We start from the raw sequence: 18,317 nt of genomic DNA on the forward strand, positions 1-18,317 counted from the left end.
TTACACCATACAGAGAAACATCTCAAAATATTAATCACAAAATAAAACATGATTTGTTGACTTGTAACTTTGTATTAACAATTCCCTCTATAAAAAGGCTATTATGACAGTTGTAAAACTGGTATAGCTGGTAGAATACCAGACATTTTATCAGCTAAAGATAGCTAAAATAGTATCAAGACTCTCAATGAGAGAGTAGACCTACACAGTGTATACGAAGAGCTTCAATTTTGTATGAATTCAAATAGCCAGTCTGCCAATTCTGCCGACACATATTCCCAACGTTTGGCAGACATTGTGGGAACTGCGATCGCACTGTTAACTCTCACTCTACCCGTATTTGTCATCGCCCACTATTCTTCAAGTAATCTTGAAAATAACCAGCAACCCCTGATCCAAAACCTCCAAGGAAGTAAAGATTGATAAAGCTTTTTGGTAGTATTTCACCAGTAGGAAAGCTACAAAAAAGGAGAAAACTGATTTTGAGATAATCTCTGGAGATTTGGATGTAGTTCATCAAGAATAAGCTGAATCTGTATTGTGGGGTTACAGCCAGATTTCAGTTGTATTCACACAAGAGGGGTAGAAATGCCTCCAACAGCAATCAAAATCCGAGGATATCCATAATACCCTCTTATAAAAAGCGTTGCGAGGAAACTTGGCAACGCTTTTTCGCTTTTTTGGCTAATTCAAGAGGCTGAGGAGAAATCAATTCAAAATTTACCCATTCAAGAACTCCTGCGTACTGCCTCCTTTTTCCCAATGGTGTGGAATGAATACTTTGGGAAGAGATCCATATTGCACTAAAATTCTACACGGGGAGCGAAACTGACTGAGTGCCCCTATAATTCACTGTTATCAGAGGAGTTTTTTGTGGATTTATCTCGTATTCCTGCCCAACCGAAACCAGGCATAATCAACGTTTTGATCGAAATTACAGGCGGAAGTAAAAATAAATACGAATACGACAAGCAACTAGAAGCTTTTGCTCTAGACCGAGTACTTTATTCCTCGGTACAATATCCATATGACTACGGCTTTGTACCTAATACTTTGGCTGACGATGGCGATCCCCTAGATGGTATGGTGATAATTGACGAGCCAACCTTTCCAGGCTGTGTGATTGCTGCACGACCGATAGGCTTTTTGGAGATGATTGACGGTGGCGATCGCGATGAAAAAATCCTTTGTGTTCCTGACAAAGATCCGCGCTACACTCAAGTAAAATCACTGAAAGACTTAGCACCACACCGTTTAGATGAAATTGCCGAATTTTTCCGTAGTTATAAAAATTTGGAAAAAAAGGTGACTGAAATTCTCGGTTGGCAAGATGTGGATAAGGTTGCAGCTTTAGTAGAAAAATCCGTCAAAGCTTATAGAGGATAATAGGAGAGTTAGGAGTTAAGAGTTAAGAGTTATGAATTTTTATTCCTAACTCCTAACTTTAATAACTTTCACTTGTTACGGATCGGAAAAACTGCCACTAATCCCAAACCAAAAATGCAGCGCACTCTCCTTTTGGCAAAAATTCATAACTGCACCCTCACAGGAGCGAATATCAACTACGTGGGTAGCATCAGCATCGATGAAATCCTTTTAGAAAAAGCTGGTATCTTACCTTATGAGCAGGTGCAAGTAGTTAATAGTGCCAACGGTCAGCGCTTTATTACTTATGCGATCGCAGCTCCAGCCCATTCAGGAGTCATTGAATTAAATGGGGGTGCGGCACGTCTGGGCATTATTGGCGATCGCTTGATTATAATGACTTACGGGCAGTTCACTCCAGAAGAGTTAAAAAGTTACTCTCCGACGGTAGTCATTGTGGACGAAAAAAACAGGTTATTGGAAGTGCGACGCTACGATGACCTGCTCAGTAAGGTCTAATTTCAAGGAAAATGTCAAATTTTGAATTGTCGGGTTCCCAAAGCTACATAAGAGAAAAGTCAGCTACCCTGCCAAGTAGTTCAGCAGGTGAATTTCTCGTGGAATTCTGGGGTGTACGGGGTTTGATCCCCACCCCAAGTAGCAACACCAACCGTTATGGTAGTAATACTGCTTGTGTAGAAATGCGTGTAGCTGGGAAACGCTTGATTTTTGATGGCGGCACTGGCTTGCGCATACTGGGTAAAACTTGGCAAGAACTGCAACAGCCACTAGAAGCCCATTTATTTTTTACCAACTACCAAGCAAATCGGATTCAAGGGTTTCCCTTTTTCGCTCCCGCATTTATTGGGGAAAATTGTTTTCACATTTACGGCACAGCTGCCTCAAATGGAGCCTCAATCAAACAATGCCTGTATGATCAGATGCTCCAGCCACACTTTCCTTACCCTTTACAGGTAATGCAGTCGGAATTGCAGTTTTACAATCTAACTCCAGACAGTGAGGTAAAGCTAGATGATGTCAGCATTTCGATCGCATTAATCAATCAAACTCAGAAGTCAGTTGGCTATCGTGTTACTTGGCAAGAGTATAGTGTTGCTTATGTCACGGATTTGCACCAGAATGCAGATCAAGTGGAGCGAGAGCGGATTTTACAGTTTATTAAAGGTGTTGACTTGCTAATTGCCAATGCCACTTACACTCCCCCTACTTCTCACAATCATGACTCGGCTGATTTACTCTGGCAAGCTGCGGTGAATGCAGCTCTGAATGCTGGGGTTCAACGGCTAGCCATTTCTCATCATCACCCAGATGACCATGATGATTTTCTTGACCAGGTTCAAGTAGATGTTAAATCTACCTTTCCTCAAGCCATACTAGCCCATGAAGGTCTAGTATTAGCGGTTGGTAAGTGATTTAAACTCGTTGGCATCATCTGCAAAAAAGGCTCGCTTAACCAGCGACCAGTATTCCTGGAGCGATCGCACCCTTTGATAACCTAACGATTACGGCAACTCCCATTACTATGCCAAAATTTGATACTGTCATTAAACGCATAGCTGACAATGGTTTTCCCATCTAGGCTAATTGTGAGATGGTCAATCCTAGACTGATGCCCATACAGTACACGAAGCTGCTGCCTATTCTCCAGATCCCAAACTTCAATTTCGTTAACATTGCCAACGGCAAGCAGTGAGCCATCAGGTGTCATTGCCGCTAGTAAAGGAGGCGGCAGCTCCCACAGGGGGCATTCCCAGCCAGAGGCTGGGAACGAGAGCAAGCTTTTCTAGACTGTCTAATATGCTTAAGTTGACATCAATAACAGATGTGCGCCCCTATGAAGCATTTTGCAACTCAGCTGTGCGTATTGAAAGCTGCTGTGTCTGATTACCCCGTTGCACTTTCACCTGTAATACTTGACCAAGACGACTGTCTTCCACAAAGTTCTGCAATTGTTCAGCACTGGTAATATCTTTGCCATCAACTTGAAGAATTACATCCCCGCGCCGGATACCCGCAGATGCAGCTGGAGAACTGGGGACAACTCGCATGACAAAAACACCATTAATTTCTGGTATCTGAATCGGAGAGTTGGGATCGGTGTTATTTTGCTTGGCAAGATCGGGTGTCAAAGTTAACATTTGCACGCCCAAATAAGGGTGAGCAACTTTGCCATCACGTTGCAGTTGCACGGCGATCGCTTTGGCTTTATCGATGGGAATCGCAAACCCAATACCCATCGCGTCAGGGCGAATGGCTGTGTTAATCCCAATCACTTCACCTTGACCATTTAATAGTGGTCCGCCAGAGTTACCAGGGTTAATCGCGGCGTCTGTCTGAATGAAGTCCAAACGTTTGTCACTAATGCCAACTTGAGCGCTGGAACGTTTCAGGGTACTGACAATTCCCAAGGTAACGGTGTTATCAAATCCCAAAGGATTACCAACTGCGATCGCCCAGTCTCCTACTTGGACATTACTGGAAGAACCCAAGGGCGCAACTGGCAAATCGTTACCAGCATTAATCTTGACTACTGCCAAATCTGTGACTTCATCAATACCTTGAACTTTCCCTTCAAAGGTGCGGCCATCTTTGAGTCGGACTGTTACTTTATCAGCCTTATCGACCACATGAGCATTAGTCAGAACTAACCCGCTCTTGTCAATAATGAAACCTGAACCTAAACCGCGCAACTGCTGCTCAGAAGGCATCTGTTGGGAAAAACCGTCACCAAAAAACCGCCGGAAAAAGGGGTCTTCCGAAAATGGATCAACGCGACGAGTAATTGTCCGCTCAGTATCAATACGGACAACTGCTGTGCCCACACGATTCACTGCTGCTGTGACAAAGCTAGTGCTACCGATTGCAGCAGTGGTTGGTGATTGCCGTTGGTCAATTAGTTTTGAAGTATCTCTAGGAATTACACTGGGTGCTGGTTTGGCTTGGGAAGGTAATACCTGGAATGTACTAACCATTAGCACAACTCCGAGCGCAATCGCGAACACATCAGTAGTAAGTTGACGTAGAGACCGATATATTTTGGTAAATCGCATAATCACAGCCAACATTCTTATAAGCCTAATTGTTGCTTAGTTGTGACAAATCTATATACAGTTATTTTTACCTAACTTTTAAACAAGATTTCATTCCGACTGGTTGCGCCTAGCTGGGGTAAAGAGTTGATCACTGAGTGGGGAGTGAGGGCAGCAGGAACGGTCAAAGGTAGTTGTAATTGTTTGACAAGACTTTGCAAGAGTTGGTCTTGTCCAGTCCGCAAACCCCCGACATTTGTCCCCCGGTTGATAATCGCAAACCAAACCAGACCGCGATCGCGTGTGGGCATCACTCCCGCTAAAGCGCTCACATCGCGGAGGGTACCGGTTTTGATCACAGTCGCCAGGGGAATGTGTCTAGAGTGTAGTGTCCCCCGGTGATCAAATCCAGACATGAGGAACAAGTCAGCTACATTTAGTTGATGAGTAGATGCCTCAATTTGAATCGCCATCAGCATGGCACAGATAGCCCTGGGGGAAATGCGATTTTCCGGGCCCAGTCCAGAACCATTGATTAACTGAATTTCCTGTTGTGGCACCCTAGCAAGGCTGGCGGCGGTTGATTGCACCACAGTTGCTCCCCCTAGTGAGTCTGCCAGCATCTCTGCCATATCGTTGTTACTGTAAACGTTCATTTCCTTGATTAATTGCTTCAAGGGCAACGAGCGATGACGTAGTAATAAAGTTTGTTGAGGATTTGGTTGGGACTCAACTTTTACCCCACCTGTAATCACAACTTGAGGTTTGGGTGTTCCCTTGGGCATAATTGAGTAGGTGTAAATAGCAGGGCGACCCCAAGTTGCACGATTTAGTATTTGCTTGAGCATCATACCCGCCAGCATCGGCTGACGTTGGAAATTCATGGCAAAACTGCCATTAATGATCAAATTTCCCTTTACCTGCTTGATGCCCATTTTATTGAGAGTATTACCAAGAGCGATCGCTTCTTCCCAAACAAACAAAGGATCACCACGGCCTGTAATCACCAAATCGCCCTGCACAACTCCATTTACCACTGGCCCAGTGATACTGACCAAAGTATCAAATTGGTAATCTGGCCCCCAAGTTTTCAAAGCAACTAATGTCGTGGCAATTTTGGTTAAAGAGGCAGCAGGCAGAGGTGTTGTACCTTGGTGATTTGCCATCAGCATCGGCCCCGACTGCATCCAAATTCCCTGATTCTCAACCAGATTTGGCGTTACCACTTTTGATGTTATCAGCTTTTTCAGATATTCCTGCACCGTATTCGCCCCAGCTGGATTGGGATCAGGAGCAAGAACCAACCCAGGGCTACTTTGCCAAGTCAAAGCATCTAAGGCATCTAGAGGCTTGATTTGTACCCCGGCCATTTCCAGCCAAAGCGACACCAAACCTGAACCCAATAATTCCAGCATGTTTTATTCCTCTGTTAGGATTCTGATATATTGTTTCCTGTGCTAATATACAAGCTTTTTTAGGATAATCAGTCTTGAGTCATAATAACTAGTGTTTTTCTCATTTATCAGTAATCAAAAATCTAACCGCCCAGACTAGGCTGGGCGGTTAGATTTTTATATGTAGCCGCAAGCAGCCAATCATTTCTCAGAATTAAGCACTTTTAAATTAGCTTTGATCCAAACGCAATACTGCCATAAACGCTTCCTGGGGTACGTCCACGGTACCTACAGATTTCATCCGCTTTTTACCTTTTGCTTGCTTCTGCAATAGTTTCTTCTTCCGGCTGATGTCACCACCGTAGCACTTGGCTAGCACATCTTTCCGCAAGGCGGGAATGTGTTCACTGGCAATAACTTTACTGCCAATAGACGCTTGAATTGGCACTTTAAATTGATGGCGGGGAATTAGTTCTTTGAGTTTTTCTGCCATTGCCCGCCCAACGTTGTAAGCTTTATCTCGATGGACAATCATCGCCAAGGAATCCACCGGATCGCCGTTAATCATGATATCCAGCTTTACTAAAGGATTTTCACGGTAGCCAATCAGGTGATATTCCATGCTGGCATAACCGCGCGATCGCGATTTCATCTGATCAAAAAAGTCAGTCACAACTTCTGCCAAGGGTAGCTCATAGGTAAGGGTAGTTCGTCCTTGTGTGAGATATTTCATATCTTTAAAGATGCCACGGCGATTTTGTGATAACTCCATCAAGCTACCAACATAGGTTTCCGGCGTAATCATCTCTACTTTCACGTAGGGTTCTTCAATTCTTTCGCGATCGTTAGCAGAAGGTAAGCGGCTAGGATTATCAATGTACAGTTCCTCACCTTTGAGGGTAATCACCTTATAAACCACCGAGGGGGCTGTAATGATTAAATCTAGGTTATACTCTCGCTCTAGACGTTCCTGGACAATTTCCATGTGCAGCAAACCCAAGAACCCGCAACGAAAACCAAACCCCATCGCGCTCGAAGTTTCTGGTTCGTAGTGCAGCGCCGCATCGTTGAGTTCGAGCTTTTCTAGGGCTTCGCGCAAGTCTTCAAATTGGTCAGCATCAATGGGGAACATCCCACAATAAACCATCGGGTTCGCTTCTGCATAACCTGGTAAAGCTGACTCGGCTTTCGCCTTACTCAGGGTAATTGTGTCTCCTACCCTGGCATCAGCTACAGCTCTAATTGCCGCTCCCAAATAGCCTACTTCCCCAGCGTGCAGTTCTTCAACTTGCTTTTGAGTCGGAGAAAGAATGCCTAACTCATCAATTTCAAATTCTTTACCGGATGCCATTAAATGGATGCGATCGCCTTTTTTCACGGTGCCATCCATCACCCGGAAATACACAATTACTCCCCGGTAACTGTCGTAATAGCTATCAAATATTAACGCTCGTAAACGTTCATTTATCGTATTGGGCGGTGGCGGTATCCGCTCGACAACTGCTTCTAAAATCTCAGCAATACCAATTCCTTCTTTAGCAGAGGCCAGAATCGCCCCACTGCAATCTAGACCGATAATTTCTTCAATTTCGCCAATTACCCGTTCTGGTTCAGCCCCAGGCAAATCGATTTTATTCAAAACCGGGATAATTTCCAGGTTACTCTCTAACGCTAAATATACATTTGCCAAAGTTTGCGCCTCCACACCTTGGGACGCATCCACTACCAACAACGCTCCTTCACAAGCAACAAGAGAGCGGGAGACTTCATAAGAAAAATCCACATGTCCAGGAGTATCAATTAAATTCAGCACATACTGCTGACCATCTTTAGCTGTGTAGTTCATCCGGGCAGCTTGCAGCTTAATTGTAATGCCGCGCTCCCGTTCTAAGTCCATATTGTCGAGAAACTGTTCCTTCATCTGCCGGTCTTCAACAGTGCCAGTAGCTTGAAGCAAGCGATCGGCGAGGGTTGATTTCCCGTGGTCGATGTGAGCAATAATACAGAAATTGCGAATGCGAACTGCGGGAACGTCAGTCATATACTATTTTTTTTGCCTAAGCAGCAACCAAACTTAAAAGAGCAATTTACTTAATGTATTTTAATGCTTTCTTAGCCAAGACGCTCCTAGCTTTTAGTGGGGAGTTAAGAGTTAGGAGAGACGCAATTAATCGCGTCTGTATAGGAGTTAGGAGAGACGCGATTAATCGCGTCTGTACAGGAGTTAGGAGTTATTATTTTCCCCATGCCCAATGCCCAATACTTCTCTACAAGAGGCTGCGCCAACGACTTCTCTACGAGAGGCTACGCGAACGCTACTTCTCTACGAGAGGCTGCGCCAACGACGCCGCTCAGTACAAGTCAGTACAAGTGCCCCATGCCCAATGCCCCTCTTTAGCCGATTTTTAACTTTCGATCTAAATAGGTGGACTTTTAAGAATATTATGAAAGTCTATTTGTCTGTGCTGGTATTGATCAGCTAGGAGCGTACAATAAATGTAAATAAGTACATCTAGGGATCATCTAGGGATCATCGGCAATTACCACCCGTAATTGTCCAGAATCACTGATTTACTGACAAAACTTCTAAAACCATTGTCTAGTCAGTTATATGAAAAATGCGATTTGAAACTTAAAGCTGTTAGTTTGGTGCTATTTCGGGGAACTATATAACTGTTCCCTTAAATATTTTTCAGTGAATTAGCCCAAATGATCAACATAACTACTTTACAAAGCTTTAAACAAAACCAATTCAGAGTATATCAAACCTATGAATATGCAAGAGAAAACTACCGAAGCGGAAAACACACGAACCGATAAGGTAGAAATTGCTGTCCGCCTAGATTCCAAGTTACTAGAGCAAATCCAGCATCTCACTAATGACCCAAGTAAAGTGATTGAGGTGGCGATTCGCCAGTGGTTGCGGGGTGAAATCCTCAGAGATGATGAATTGACGCGCACCCCTATACGTACTCCCGTTCCTCCTCGTGGTGAATGGAACGATTGACGCCATCAGTCAGCTGTGAATGCAAGTTAAAAAGTAAAGTTTGCCAATCTGCATTTCAAAACACTAAGAAATACTCAACAGAAAACAAAAAAGCTGTAAAAATTTATGCCAAAATTTGAGCAGCTTTAGTAAAATTACGGTCGGATACCCTTTGCTTATCCAACTCAATTAATGACTATTACTGCCAATTCCCAATTGCCGAATGTATTTTCCCAAAAACTGGAATCTATTACCAGTAAGACTGATGGCTCATTACCAACTCTAGGAGCCGAGTTGGTATATACGCAAGATGGGGCAGGGCGCTATCTGACCTTTTGTTGGCAGCACAGCGAACTCCTGGGGTTAAATACCGAAAAAATAGTTGACGAGTTGAACCAAACCCAAACCTTTGCCCCGGTGGATAAGGTTACTTATTTGGAACGATTGCACCGAATTTTGATCAGTTTGGTGCCAGAAAGGTTTCAGTGTTGGTTTAGCTACCATCAGGAATTATTTGAGTTGGACTTAGTGATTAGTCCGATTATGCCGAGTTTGGGAACGGCTGCCACTACAGTTTTAGTAATGGGACGATTAGTACAAGCGACACTTAACAAAAAACAAGTGCGTGTTGTATGTAAAACGCCCACACAAATAGAGTTGGCAATACGTTCACAGCAACACCAAAAACTGATAAATCGGATTACCAGAAATATTCGGCGGACATTGGATTTAGATATTATTTGGCAGCAAACAGTTGACAGTTTGGGGAAAGCACTGCGCCTACAGCGCTGCATTATTTGTCCTTATCAACCCTCTAGCTCAAAAGTGGAGGTGAAGGCTGAGTATCGCCAGCCAGAACTCAAATCAATGCTTGGCTCAGAAATAGATATAGCTTCTGAGCCTGCGTTTGCTCAGGTGTTGGCAACCCTAGAACCAGTTGTAATGGAAGTGGCTGGATACAAAGATTCTGGGCGGCAAAAAACTTTAGTGATTGCGACTTGTTATCAAGACCAAGCCAATGGATTAGTTGCCTTAAATTGGCAGGATGAATGCTACACATTAACAGAATCGGAATTAGAACTGGCAAAAGAAGCCGCAGATCAATTGGGAACTGCGATCGCACATGCTACTTTATATAAAGAATTAGAAGTAGCGCGTCAAAAAGCTGAAGAAGCTTCCCGGCTCAAAAGCGAGTTTCTGGCTAATGTATCCCATGAAATTCGTACCCCCCTCAACGGCATGATTGGCTTCTTGAAGCTGATTTTGGAAGGGATGGCAGATGACCCAGAAGAACAAAACCAATTTTTGGCAGAAGCTCACCACTTATCGATACATCTGCTAAATATCATCAACGATATTTTGGACATTGCCAAAATCGAAGCTGGTAAAATGGAGCTAGTTTACGCTCCAGTCAAGCTAGATGAGCTATTCAGTGCTGTAGAAAATTTCATGCGTCCCCAAGCAGAAATGAGAAACCTCAGCTTTCGGATGCAAATGCCTGCTATCTCCGATGAAATTATTGTCCAAAGCAACTACCAACGGTTGCTACAAGTTATGCTCAATTTGGTAGGTAATGCCATCAAATTTACCCATGAGGGCGGCATCACCGTCAGCGCCGATTTAGTAATCAAAAAAGCAAAGCCGAATTTTCAAGGTCAGGAATTTCCTGGGATGGTAAGAGTACGTGTGGCAGACACTGGCATCGGTGTTTCCTTAGACAAACAAGATAAACTGTTTCAATTATTCTCTCAGGTGGATGGCTCCCGCACTCGCCACTACGGCGGTACAGGATTAGGACTGGCAATATCCCAGAAGCTAGTGGAAGCAATGGGCGGCGAGGTACATTTTTATAGTCTGGGCGAAGGACTTGGCTCAACAGTCACATTTACAGTGCCACTATATCAACAACCAGTTATGGTTTCATCTAGTGATAGCGACTCAACAAACAGTGATGAGTTAGGAAGTTAGGAGTTAGAAGTAGAGACGCGATTAATCGCGTCTGTAACAGGAGTTAGGATACTTGGCAGTAGTGGGTTTTGAGTTTTTAACTTTAAATTATTTGAGCAATTATTATTTAATAACTAAATTGGAAATTGGGAATAATTCCGTCCCTAACCTACAAAATTGTATAATTATAGATCGGGTTGAAGAACAAAACCCAACAAACGCCTAAATGTTCGCTTTTGCTCCGCTCTACTCAATCTACGAAGAATAGATTTTTGACCCCTTTTGACGCAAAGGTGTACTTAGGAGCATTAAATCCTGCCTTACGTCGGACTGCAAAGCAGAATCTAAAGGGTAGAGTAAAGTAGGAGGCTCACAGGAAAACAATGTTTCAGCTAATCTCATCTCAAGTTGCTAAAACCAGCAGTGGTTTAGTCAAAAGTCATAAAAAACTGACACCTGACAATCTAGCGGCAATTAGATTTAGGATCGATTTAAAAAGCTGGAAAATAAAATTTTGGATAATGGTTAATGAGTAACGGCGCATAGGCACAGGGATCATTATTATTGCCCCATGCCCAATGCCCCATGCCCAATGCCCCATGCCCAATGCCCCATTCCCAATGCCCATCATTAACTTAGCAGGTCTAAAACTATGGAACTCACAATTGATAACGTTGAAACAGTCTTAGATGAAATGCGCCCTTACCTCATGTCTGATGGCGGCAATGTGGAACTCGTAGAACTCGATGGGCCTGTTGTGAAACTGCGGTTGCAAGGTGCTTGCGGTTCTTGTCCCAGTTCTGCAATGACCCTAAGAATGGGTATTGAGCGCCGCCTCAAGGAAATGATTCCTGAAATTGCAGAAATTGAGCAAGTGGTGTAAAAGTTAGGAGTTAGGAGTTAGGAGTTATGAGTTTTGAATCAACTCCTAACTCCTTATTCTTAACTCCTAACTATTCCTATGTCCCATCCTCTCTACATTGCTTTTATCTGGCATCAACATCAGCCTCTATACAAATCTCCTGGAAGCGGCGATTCACTATCTCCGAGTCAGCAGTATCGTCTACCTTGGGTGCGTTTGCATGGGACTAAAGATTATTTGGATTTGGTATTACTCTTAGAGCGGTATCCTAAGTTACACCAAACGGTGAATTTAGTCCCATCGTTGATATTACAACTCGAAGATTATATTGCTGGCACTGCTTTTGACCCTTACCTCACAGCCAGCTTGACACCAGATGAACAACTCACCCAGCAAGAGCGCGAGTTTATTATCCAACACTTTTTTGATGCCAATCACCACACCCTGATTGATCCCCATCCCCGCTATGCCCAGTTGTACCAGCAAAGGCAGGAAAAAGGGCAAGCTTGGTGTTTGGCAAATTGGGAATTGCCAGATTATGGCGATTTGCTAGCTTGGCACAATTTGGCTTGGATTGATCCGCTATTTTGGGATGACCCAGAAATTGCTGCTTGGTTAAAACAAGGGCGGAATTTTACTTTAAGCGATCGCCAGCGCATTTATTCCAAACAGCGAGAAATTCTTAGCCGCATTATCCCGCAACATCGGAAAATGCAAGAGGCGGGGCAGCTAGAAGTTACCACCACGCCTTATACTCACCCGATTTTACCTTTGCTAGCTGATACTAACTCTGGTCGGGTAGCTGTGCCAAATATGACACTACCTGAGCAGCGCTTTCAGTGGGCAGAAGATATCCCCCGCCACTTGCGGAAAGCTTGGAACTTTTATCAAGAACGTTTTGGACAGATTCCTCGTGGGTTGTGGCCTTCAGAACAGTCAGTAAGTCCGGCAGTACTTCCATACATTATTAACCAAGGATTTAAGTGGATATGCTCAGACGAAGCCGTCTTAGGGTGGACGCTAAAACACTTTTTTCATCGAGATGGGGCGGGGAATGTGGAGCAACCAGAACTGCTGTACCAACCCTATCGCCTGCAAACCGCAGAGGGTGAGGTGTCAATTGTATTTCGTGACCACAGATTATCAGATTTGATTGGCTTTACCTACAGTACGATGCCAGCAAAACAAGCAGCAGCGAACTTAGTGGGACATTTGCAAGCGATCGCTAAAAAGCAAAGAGAGAGTCAAAGTGAACAACCTTGGCTAGTTACCATCGCCTTGGATGGGGAGAATTGCTGGGAATTTTATCCCCAAGATGGCAAACCCTTCTTAGAAGCTTTGTATCAAAGTTTAAGCGATGAACCCCGCCTTAAACTCGTCACCGTCTCCGAATTTCTCGAAGAATTTCCCGCCACAGCCACTATTCCCGGAGAGCAACTACATAGTGGTTCTTGGGTAGATGGAAGTTTCACCACTTGGATCGGTGATCGCGCCAAAAATCGGGCTTGGGATTACTTGACAGCAGCCAGGGAAATGCTCGCAAGTCATCCTGAAGCGACGGAAGAAAACAACCCCGAAGCCTGGGAAGCATTGTATGCCGCAGAGGGTTCCGACTGGTTTTGGTGGTTTGGCGCAGGACATTCTTCAAATCAAGATGCGATCTTTGACGGGTTGTTTCGAGAACACTTGTTTGGCATTTATAAAGCATTAAATGAACCTGTACCGCCTTATCTCAAGCAACCAGTCGAAGTCCACGAAGCACAGGGAAACCACAGCCCACAAGGGTTTATTCATCCCGTTATCGATGGTAAGGGTGATGAACAAGATTGGGATAAAGCTGGACGCATAGAAATCGGCGGGGCGCGAGGGACGATGCACAATAGCAGTGTCATTCAGCGACTTTGGTATGGGGTAGATCACTTGAATTTCTATTTGCGGCTGGACTTTAAAAGTGGCGCTGCACCAGGGCAGGATTTGCCAGCAGAATTGAATTTGCTGTGGTTCTATCCAGAAAAAACAATGGTCAACAGTCCAGTTCCCTTGGCAGATGTACCAGATGCAGCGCCACTTAATTACCTTTTCCACCATCTTCTAGAAGTTAACTTACTGACGCAATCGATTCAGTTTCGGGAAGCTGGAGACAATCATCAATGGCAGCCCCGTTTCAGTCGCGCTCAAGTAGCTTTAAATAATTGTTTAGAGTTGGCAGTACCGTGGGCAGACTTGCAAGTTCCGCCAGATTATCCCCTACGTCTGATTTTGGTGCTTGCAGATGAAGGGCGTTTTTGCAACTCCTTGCCAGAAAATGCTTTGATTCCCATTGAGGTGCCTTAGAACTCAATACCGTTGGTATTAGGGACTTCCAAATCTTAAAAATATCCCAAAACGAGGCAAAAATCCTCTCTACTTCTCCTCTCTATGTGTCGCGCCAGTTGCTTCTCCCAGGGGGAGACGCTGCGCGAACAAGTCGGGGAACCCCCCCAACGCACTGCCTTCTCTACGTCTGGAGTGGCTTGCCATAGGCTACCACTCCGCGTCTACGTTTATTTGGATAATTTCAGGACTTAGGCAAAAAGGCAGTAAAAGCCTTGATTTACCGTAGGGGCAATACCCTGCGGTCAGCTAAAGCTACATGAATTGCCCCTACATTTCGTACTTGATGCGTAAGTCCTAAATTTATTTCTTGGAAATCCCTTATACCATTTCACAAAATAGCTAGGCGTAGAGATGTACATGGGTGTCAACTTAACGTGAAAGTTAGTCTATAACCAGCTTTTACAGATTATCTCGTTCCTAGTCACTGACTGGCAATGCATAGTGGGGGGCTGCCGCCTCAAGAAAAAGCGGCAGAGCCGCAATGAGCAGCGTTTCCAGCCAGAGGCTGGAAACGAGGTTTGAAAAGGGTTTTACCTTTAGTTGACACCAATGACATCTCTACCCCCCTACAGCCGATTCATGTGTTGTAAAGATTTTTATATGCATATTTAATCTTTCTTGTCAATTGGTAAATTCTACAAAAATCTATTTTTATTTTTTGAGATAATTTAATGATTTGGCAAAGATTCAGTAATTTTACTGTTGCCAATGAATATTTGTCGTAGAATGAAAGACATTTCCGAGCAGATATTCTATACTTATGAATCGCTTTTTTCATAAAATAACGAATTCTCAACAGAGCATTTCACAGAAAACTCAACTTGGTCAGATGTGTGGTTCCAAGCAGTTATTTCGCGATCGCTATGAAATATTGCAAATTTTGGGTCGAGGTGGTTTTGGGATCACGTTTTTAGCCAAAAATGCCCTATTACCTGGGAATCCCCTGTGTGTCATTAAACAGCTTTGTCCAAAAGTGACTAATCCTCAAAATTGGCAAAAGGCGTGTATGCGCTTTGAAAAAGAAGCAAGAACCTTGGGGCAACTCGGTAGTCATTCCCAAATTCCCATGCTATTAGACTACTTTCAGACGAATGGGGAGTTTTTTTTAATTCAAGAATACGTGCCGGGTTTGACTTTAGCACGAGAAGTAAGGCAAACTGGCCCTCAAAGTGAAGCCTCTGTTAAACAGTTTTTACAGGAATTATTACCTGTATTACAATATCTTCATAAACATCGGGTGATTCATCGGGATATTAAGCCCCAGAATTTATTGCGATGTGAGTATGATGGGCGGATAGTGCTGATTGATTTTGGGGCAGTGAAAGAGCGATTAGTTGATGCTTGTGAAAACTCAATCAATCAAGCTGCAAACACCAACTTTATCGGGACTAGGGGATTTGCACCACCAGAACAGTTTTCTTTACGTCCAGTTTATGCCAGTGATATTTATGCGCTGGGTGTAACTTGTATTTATATGTTGACTGCTAAAAGTCCTTTAAAATTTGACTACGACGTGAATACTGGTGAGATATGCTGGCAAAAAGAGGTAAATATTAGCTACAGTTTCGCCCACATTTTAGGAAAAATGGTGAAAATTACGTTAAGCGATCGCTTTAAAACTGCGGATGAAGTGATCAAAGCTTTAGGTAATCAAAGCTATTTGCCTACTATGGTTAACTGTCTAACTACCCAAAAATCTCCACACAAATTAGATGATAAAAGTATTGCACAACACGAAAATTCTCACGAAAATCCTGACATATACATATCACCTGTCGCCAGAACTGCAAGTGCTATTCGCAAATGGAGAGGAAAGCTAAAATAAACAAGGTTGTAAAGTTAAGTTAAAGCCTGATGGAGCTAAAGTATCAAATTAACAATTAATCATGGGTGATTTAAAATATCAAAAACAAATTTAGTAAGCATTTTGACTACATTTCATAATCAGTGATGGTTAAGTAATCAGGGTTTCAATTAATACTTAGTTAATTCTGAATTGACAATATACAAGCAAAATTACTAGGGCTGGCAGATCAAAAAAAATTTCTACTCAGATTATTATATAATCGATATAATAATTAATCTTATGGCTCTCGTAGTTTTCCACAGACGAGGAAGACTGACTACTATTTACAAACGCAAACTATATTAAGTAATTCCCCAATCCCCAAAACAGGGTTTTCTACCATCAGTAAGCGAGAGTCAATTTTCTTAAGGGAAAGTTCGGGGCAAACTTAGCCTAAGTTATCATGCAGTCGCGCCTGTCAGATCATGATCTGCTGCTTAAATCCCGATTGCCCAAATCCCCTGAATCCCAATGGAAAGAAGTTTTGCCAAAGTTGTAGCACCCCATTGGTGTCACTCTTAAGAAATCGCTTCCGTGTCATCCGAGTTCTTTCAGATGAGGGGGGGTTTGGCAGAACCTATCTATCAGAAGATGTAGATAAACTCAATGAACGTTGTGTTATCAAGCAATTAGCTCCAAAATTTCAAGGAACTTGGTCGCAAAAAAAGGCGATGGAGTTGTTTGCTGAAGAAGCGCAGCGACTACAAGACCTTGGGGAACATCCCCAAATTCCGACTTTGCTAGCTTATTTTGAGCAAGATGGCTGCTTATATTTAGTGCAGCAATTTATCAATGGGGAGAATTTGTTAAAGGAGTTGGAACAGCGTAAGCCGTATAATTCTAAAGAAATTCAATCTACTTTGCTAGATTTACTACCTATTCTGAAATTCATCCACGATCGCAAAGTCATTCATCGAGATATCAAGCCAGAAAATATTATCCGCGATAAAACTGATGGGCGATTAAGCCTGATTGATTTTGGTTCCTCAAAGCAATTCACCGCCAAAGTTCAGCAGAAATCTGGCACATCCATTGGTTCACATGGTTATTCCCCTCTAGAACAAATTAGAGATGGTAAAGCTTTCCCCGCCAGCGACTTGTTCGGTTTGGGGGCTACTTGCTTTCATCTGCTAACCGGAAATTCCCCCTTTCAGTTGTGGATGGAATCTGGGTACTCTTGGGTAAGTAATTGGCGAGAATATTTGCGGAGTCCATTAACTCCTGAGTTGGATTTTGTGATCGACAAGCTTTTGAAAAAAGACATCCAAGAACGTTACCAGTCAGCCGATGAAGTCCTCAAAGACTTGATTCCCAAACAACTCCTCGCCCTACCACCAGCCGGTAAGTCATCTGGGAAAATACCACCAACTAGAGCACCATATTTACCAAAAAGTTCTCCCTTACTGAGAATTTTAATTTTAATAAGTGCTTTGATTCTGTTGTTCGGGTTTAGAGAATCTTGGTATAAAAATTTTCGCCAGATTCAGATTAATTTGTTCTCTAAGTTGAGTCAGCATAATAGTTCTGGCAAAGATGATGCGTTTTTAGGTCAATCGCCAAAGATTACTTTGGGTAAGGTTTCCTTAGCTAATACCCTCGAAGGACATGAAAACTCAGTTTTATCTGTCGCCATCAGCCCTGATGGTAAAACCATTGCCAGTAGTGGCGACGAGCGCACAATCAAACTTTGGAATCTCGCAACCGGAAAACAAATCTCTTCACTCAACGGGTATTCTCAGCAGGTGAATGTTGTAGTAATTAGCCCAGATGGGAAAACTCTGGTTACTGGTAGTAATGACAACACTATCAAAATCTGGAATCTGGCAACGCGAAAGCTAATTCGCACTTTAGATGGACATTCTGACTCAGTTCATGCCCTAGCCATCAGTGCTGATAGCGAGACTCTGGTTAGTGGGAGTGATGACAACACGATTAAAATCTGGGATTTAGCAACAGGAGAGCAAATTCGGACACTGACAGGGCATACATTCTGGGTGCGATCGGTAGCCATCAGCCCCGATGGACTGATTCTGGCCAGTGGCAGTTTTGACAAGATGATCAAAATATGGAATCTCACAAAGGGGTACTCAATCCGTACACTGGAGGGAAATTTCCAAACAGTAACAGCTGTGGCTATTAGTCCAGATGGTAAAACTTTAGCTAGTGCTAGCCGCGATCGCACCATCAAACTTTGGAATCTAGTTACTGGTAGAGAAATTCGCACATTAGCAGGACATGCCAACACTGTCACAACCGTAGCCTTCAGTGCTGATGGTAAAATTATTGCTAGTGGTAGCCGCGATCGCACCATCAAACTCTGGAATCCAGCCACAGGAGAGGAAATTCTCACATTAACCGGGCACACCAACACTGTGACATCCGTCACCTTCAGCCCTGATGGCAAAACACTTGTCAGTGGTAGTGAGGATAATACTATTAAGATTTGGCGGTTGTCTCAGTGAAATCAGTCGGCTTTGCATAAGTTCGTAGC

15 protein-coding genes are annotated in these 18,317 nt (G+C 43.4%); 11 read left to right on the forward strand and 4 right to left on the reverse strand.

What is annotated here, in order from left to right; all coding sequences use genetic code 11:
* The first annotated feature begins 234 nt into the window (after positions 1-234).
* From ACYTXL_RS08065 to ACYTXL_RS08080, 4 genes are all read left to right on the forward strand, one after another.
* On the forward strand, positions 235-423 hold the full coding sequence (locus ACYTXL_RS08065; RefSeq protein ID WP_461924253.1) for a TLTLP motif-containing protein: 189 nt from the start codon (positions 235-237) through the stop codon (positions 421-423).
* A 450-nt stretch (positions 424-873) separates the two neighbouring features.
* Positions 874-1,386: an inorganic diphosphatase gene (locus tag ACYTXL_RS08070; RefSeq protein WP_292801822.1), complete on the forward strand. Its 513-nt coding sequence runs from the start codon at positions 874-876 to the stop codon at positions 1,384-1,386.
* Between the two features lie 114 nt (positions 1,387-1,500).
* Positions 1,501-1,884, forward strand: a complete 384-nt coding sequence (panD, locus tag ACYTXL_RS08075; RefSeq protein WP_334909536.1) for an aspartate 1-decarboxylase — start codon at positions 1,501-1,503, stop codon at positions 1,882-1,884.
* An 11-nt stretch (positions 1,885-1,895) separates the two neighbouring features.
* The gene (locus ACYTXL_RS08080; RefSeq protein WP_461924254.1) at positions 1,896-2,798 is read left to right on the forward strand and encodes an MBL fold metallo-hydrolase; all 903 of its coding nucleotides are present in this window, start codon (positions 1,896-1,898) and stop codon (positions 2,796-2,798) included.
* An 83-nt stretch (positions 2,799-2,881) separates the two neighbouring features.
* On the opposite strand, the gene ACYTXL_RS08085 is transcribed toward ACYTXL_RS08080, so the two are convergent.
* The 4 genes from ACYTXL_RS08085 to lepA all read right to left on the reverse strand — a co-directional run bounded on the left by ACYTXL_RS08085 (position 2,882) and on the right by lepA (position 7,850).
* The gene (locus ACYTXL_RS08085; RefSeq protein WP_461924255.1) at positions 2,882-3,163 is read right to left on the reverse strand and encodes a WD40 repeat domain-containing protein; all 282 of its coding nucleotides are present in this window, start codon (positions 3,161-3,163) and stop codon (positions 2,882-2,884) included.
* 55 nt (positions 3,164-3,218) lie between these two features.
* Positions 3,219-4,436 (reverse strand): HhoA/HhoB/HtrA family serine endopeptidase, encoded by a 1,218-nt coding sequence (locus tag ACYTXL_RS08090; protein WP_461924311.1) that lies wholly within the window; start codon positions 4,434-4,436, stop codon positions 3,219-3,221.
* Positions 4,437-4,507: 71 nt separating this feature from the next.
* Positions 4,508-5,830, reverse strand: a complete 1,323-nt coding sequence (locus ACYTXL_RS08095; RefSeq protein ID WP_461924256.1) for a D-alanyl-D-alanine carboxypeptidase — start codon at positions 5,828-5,830, stop codon at positions 4,508-4,510.
* Between the two features lie 208 nt (positions 5,831-6,038).
* Positions 6,039-7,850, reverse strand: a complete 1,812-nt coding sequence (gene lepA, locus ACYTXL_RS08100; RefSeq protein ID WP_334909546.1) for a translation elongation factor 4 — start codon at positions 7,848-7,850, stop codon at positions 6,039-6,041.
* A gap of 53 nt (positions 7,851-7,903) precedes the next feature.
* On the opposite strand from lepA, the gene ACYTXL_RS08105 reads away from it, so the two are divergent.
* From ACYTXL_RS08105 to ACYTXL_RS08135, 7 genes are all read left to right on the forward strand, one after another.
* Positions 7,904-8,218 (forward strand): hypothetical protein, encoded by a 315-nt coding sequence (locus ACYTXL_RS08105; protein ID WP_461924257.1) that lies wholly within the window; start codon positions 7,904-7,906, stop codon positions 8,216-8,218.
* 361 nt (positions 8,219-8,579) lie between these two features.
* Positions 8,580-8,816 (forward strand): hypothetical protein, encoded by a 237-nt coding sequence (locus ACYTXL_RS08110; protein ID WP_461924258.1) that lies wholly within the window; start codon positions 8,580-8,582, stop codon positions 8,814-8,816.
* Between the two features lie 171 nt (positions 8,817-8,987).
* The gene (locus ACYTXL_RS08115) at positions 8,988-10,763 is read left to right on the forward strand and encodes an ATP-binding protein (RefSeq protein ID WP_461924259.1); all 1,776 of its coding nucleotides are present in this window, start codon (positions 8,988-8,990) and stop codon (positions 10,761-10,763) included.
* 631 nt (positions 10,764-11,394) lie between these two features.
* Complete coding sequence (locus tag ACYTXL_RS08120) at positions 11,395-11,625, forward strand: NifU family protein (RefSeq protein ID WP_012408256.1); 231 nt, start codon at positions 11,395-11,397, stop codon at positions 11,623-11,625.
* Between the two features lie 78 nt (positions 11,626-11,703).
* Positions 11,704-13,938 (forward strand): glycoside hydrolase, encoded by a 2,235-nt coding sequence (locus tag ACYTXL_RS08125; protein ID WP_461924260.1) that lies wholly within the window; start codon positions 11,704-11,706, stop codon positions 13,936-13,938.
* A gap of 802 nt (positions 13,939-14,740) precedes the next feature.
* Positions 14,741-15,805 carry a protein kinase domain-containing protein gene (locus ACYTXL_RS08130; protein ID WP_461924261.1) on the forward strand — a complete coding sequence of 355 codons (1,065 nt, stop codon included), beginning with the start codon at positions 14,741-14,743 and terminating at the stop codon, positions 15,803-15,805.
* A 446-nt stretch (positions 15,806-16,251) separates the two neighbouring features.
* Positions 16,252-18,288, forward strand: coding sequence for a protein kinase domain-containing protein (locus ACYTXL_RS08135; protein WP_461924262.1), 2,037 nt, complete (start codon positions 16,252-16,254; stop codon positions 18,286-18,288).
* Positions 18,289-18,317 lie beyond the last annotated feature (29 nt).

Source organism: Nostoc sp. (genome assembly GCF_054880495.1).

Coding starts and splice junctions, on each gene's coding strand:
- ACYTXL_RS08065 (WP_461924253.1), top strand. CDS start 235: ATGAATTCAAATAGCCAGTCTGCCAATTCTGCCGACACATATTCCCAA.
- panD (WP_334909536.1), top strand. CDS start 1,501: ATGCAGCGCACTCTCCTTTTGGCAAAAATTCATAACTGCACCCTCACA.
- ACYTXL_RS08080 (WP_461924254.1), top strand. CDS start 1,896: ATGTCAAATTTTGAATTGTCGGGTTCCCAAAGCTACATAAGAGAAAAG.
- ACYTXL_RS08090 (WP_461924311.1), bottom strand. CDS start 4,436: ATGCGATTTACCAAAATATATCGGTCTCTACGTCAACTTACTACTGAT.
- ACYTXL_RS08095 (WP_461924256.1), bottom strand. CDS start 5,830: ATGCTGGAATTATTGGGTTCAGGTTTGGTGTCGCTTTGGCTGGAAATG.
- lepA (WP_334909546.1), bottom strand. CDS start 7,850: ATGACTGACGTTCCCGCAGTTCGCATTCGCAATTTCTGTATTATTGCT.
- ACYTXL_RS08105 (WP_461924257.1), top strand. CDS start 7,904: ATGTATTTTAATGCTTTCTTAGCCAAGACGCTCCTAGCTTTTAGTGGG.
- ACYTXL_RS08110 (WP_461924258.1), top strand. CDS start 8,580: ATGAATATGCAAGAGAAAACTACCGAAGCGGAAAACACACGAACCGAT.
- ACYTXL_RS08115 (WP_461924259.1), top strand. CDS start 8,988: ATGACTATTACTGCCAATTCCCAATTGCCGAATGTATTTTCCCAAAAA.
- ACYTXL_RS08120 (WP_012408256.1), top strand. CDS start 11,395: ATGGAACTCACAATTGATAACGTTGAAACAGTCTTAGATGAAATGCGC.
- ACYTXL_RS08125 (WP_461924260.1), top strand. CDS start 11,704: ATGTCCCATCCTCTCTACATTGCTTTTATCTGGCATCAACATCAGCCT.
- ACYTXL_RS08130 (WP_461924261.1), top strand. CDS start 14,741: ATGAATCGCTTTTTTCATAAAATAACGAATTCTCAACAGAGCATTTCA.
- ACYTXL_RS08135 (WP_461924262.1), top strand. CDS start 16,252: ATGATCTGCTGCTTAAATCCCGATTGCCCAAATCCCCTGAATCCCAAT.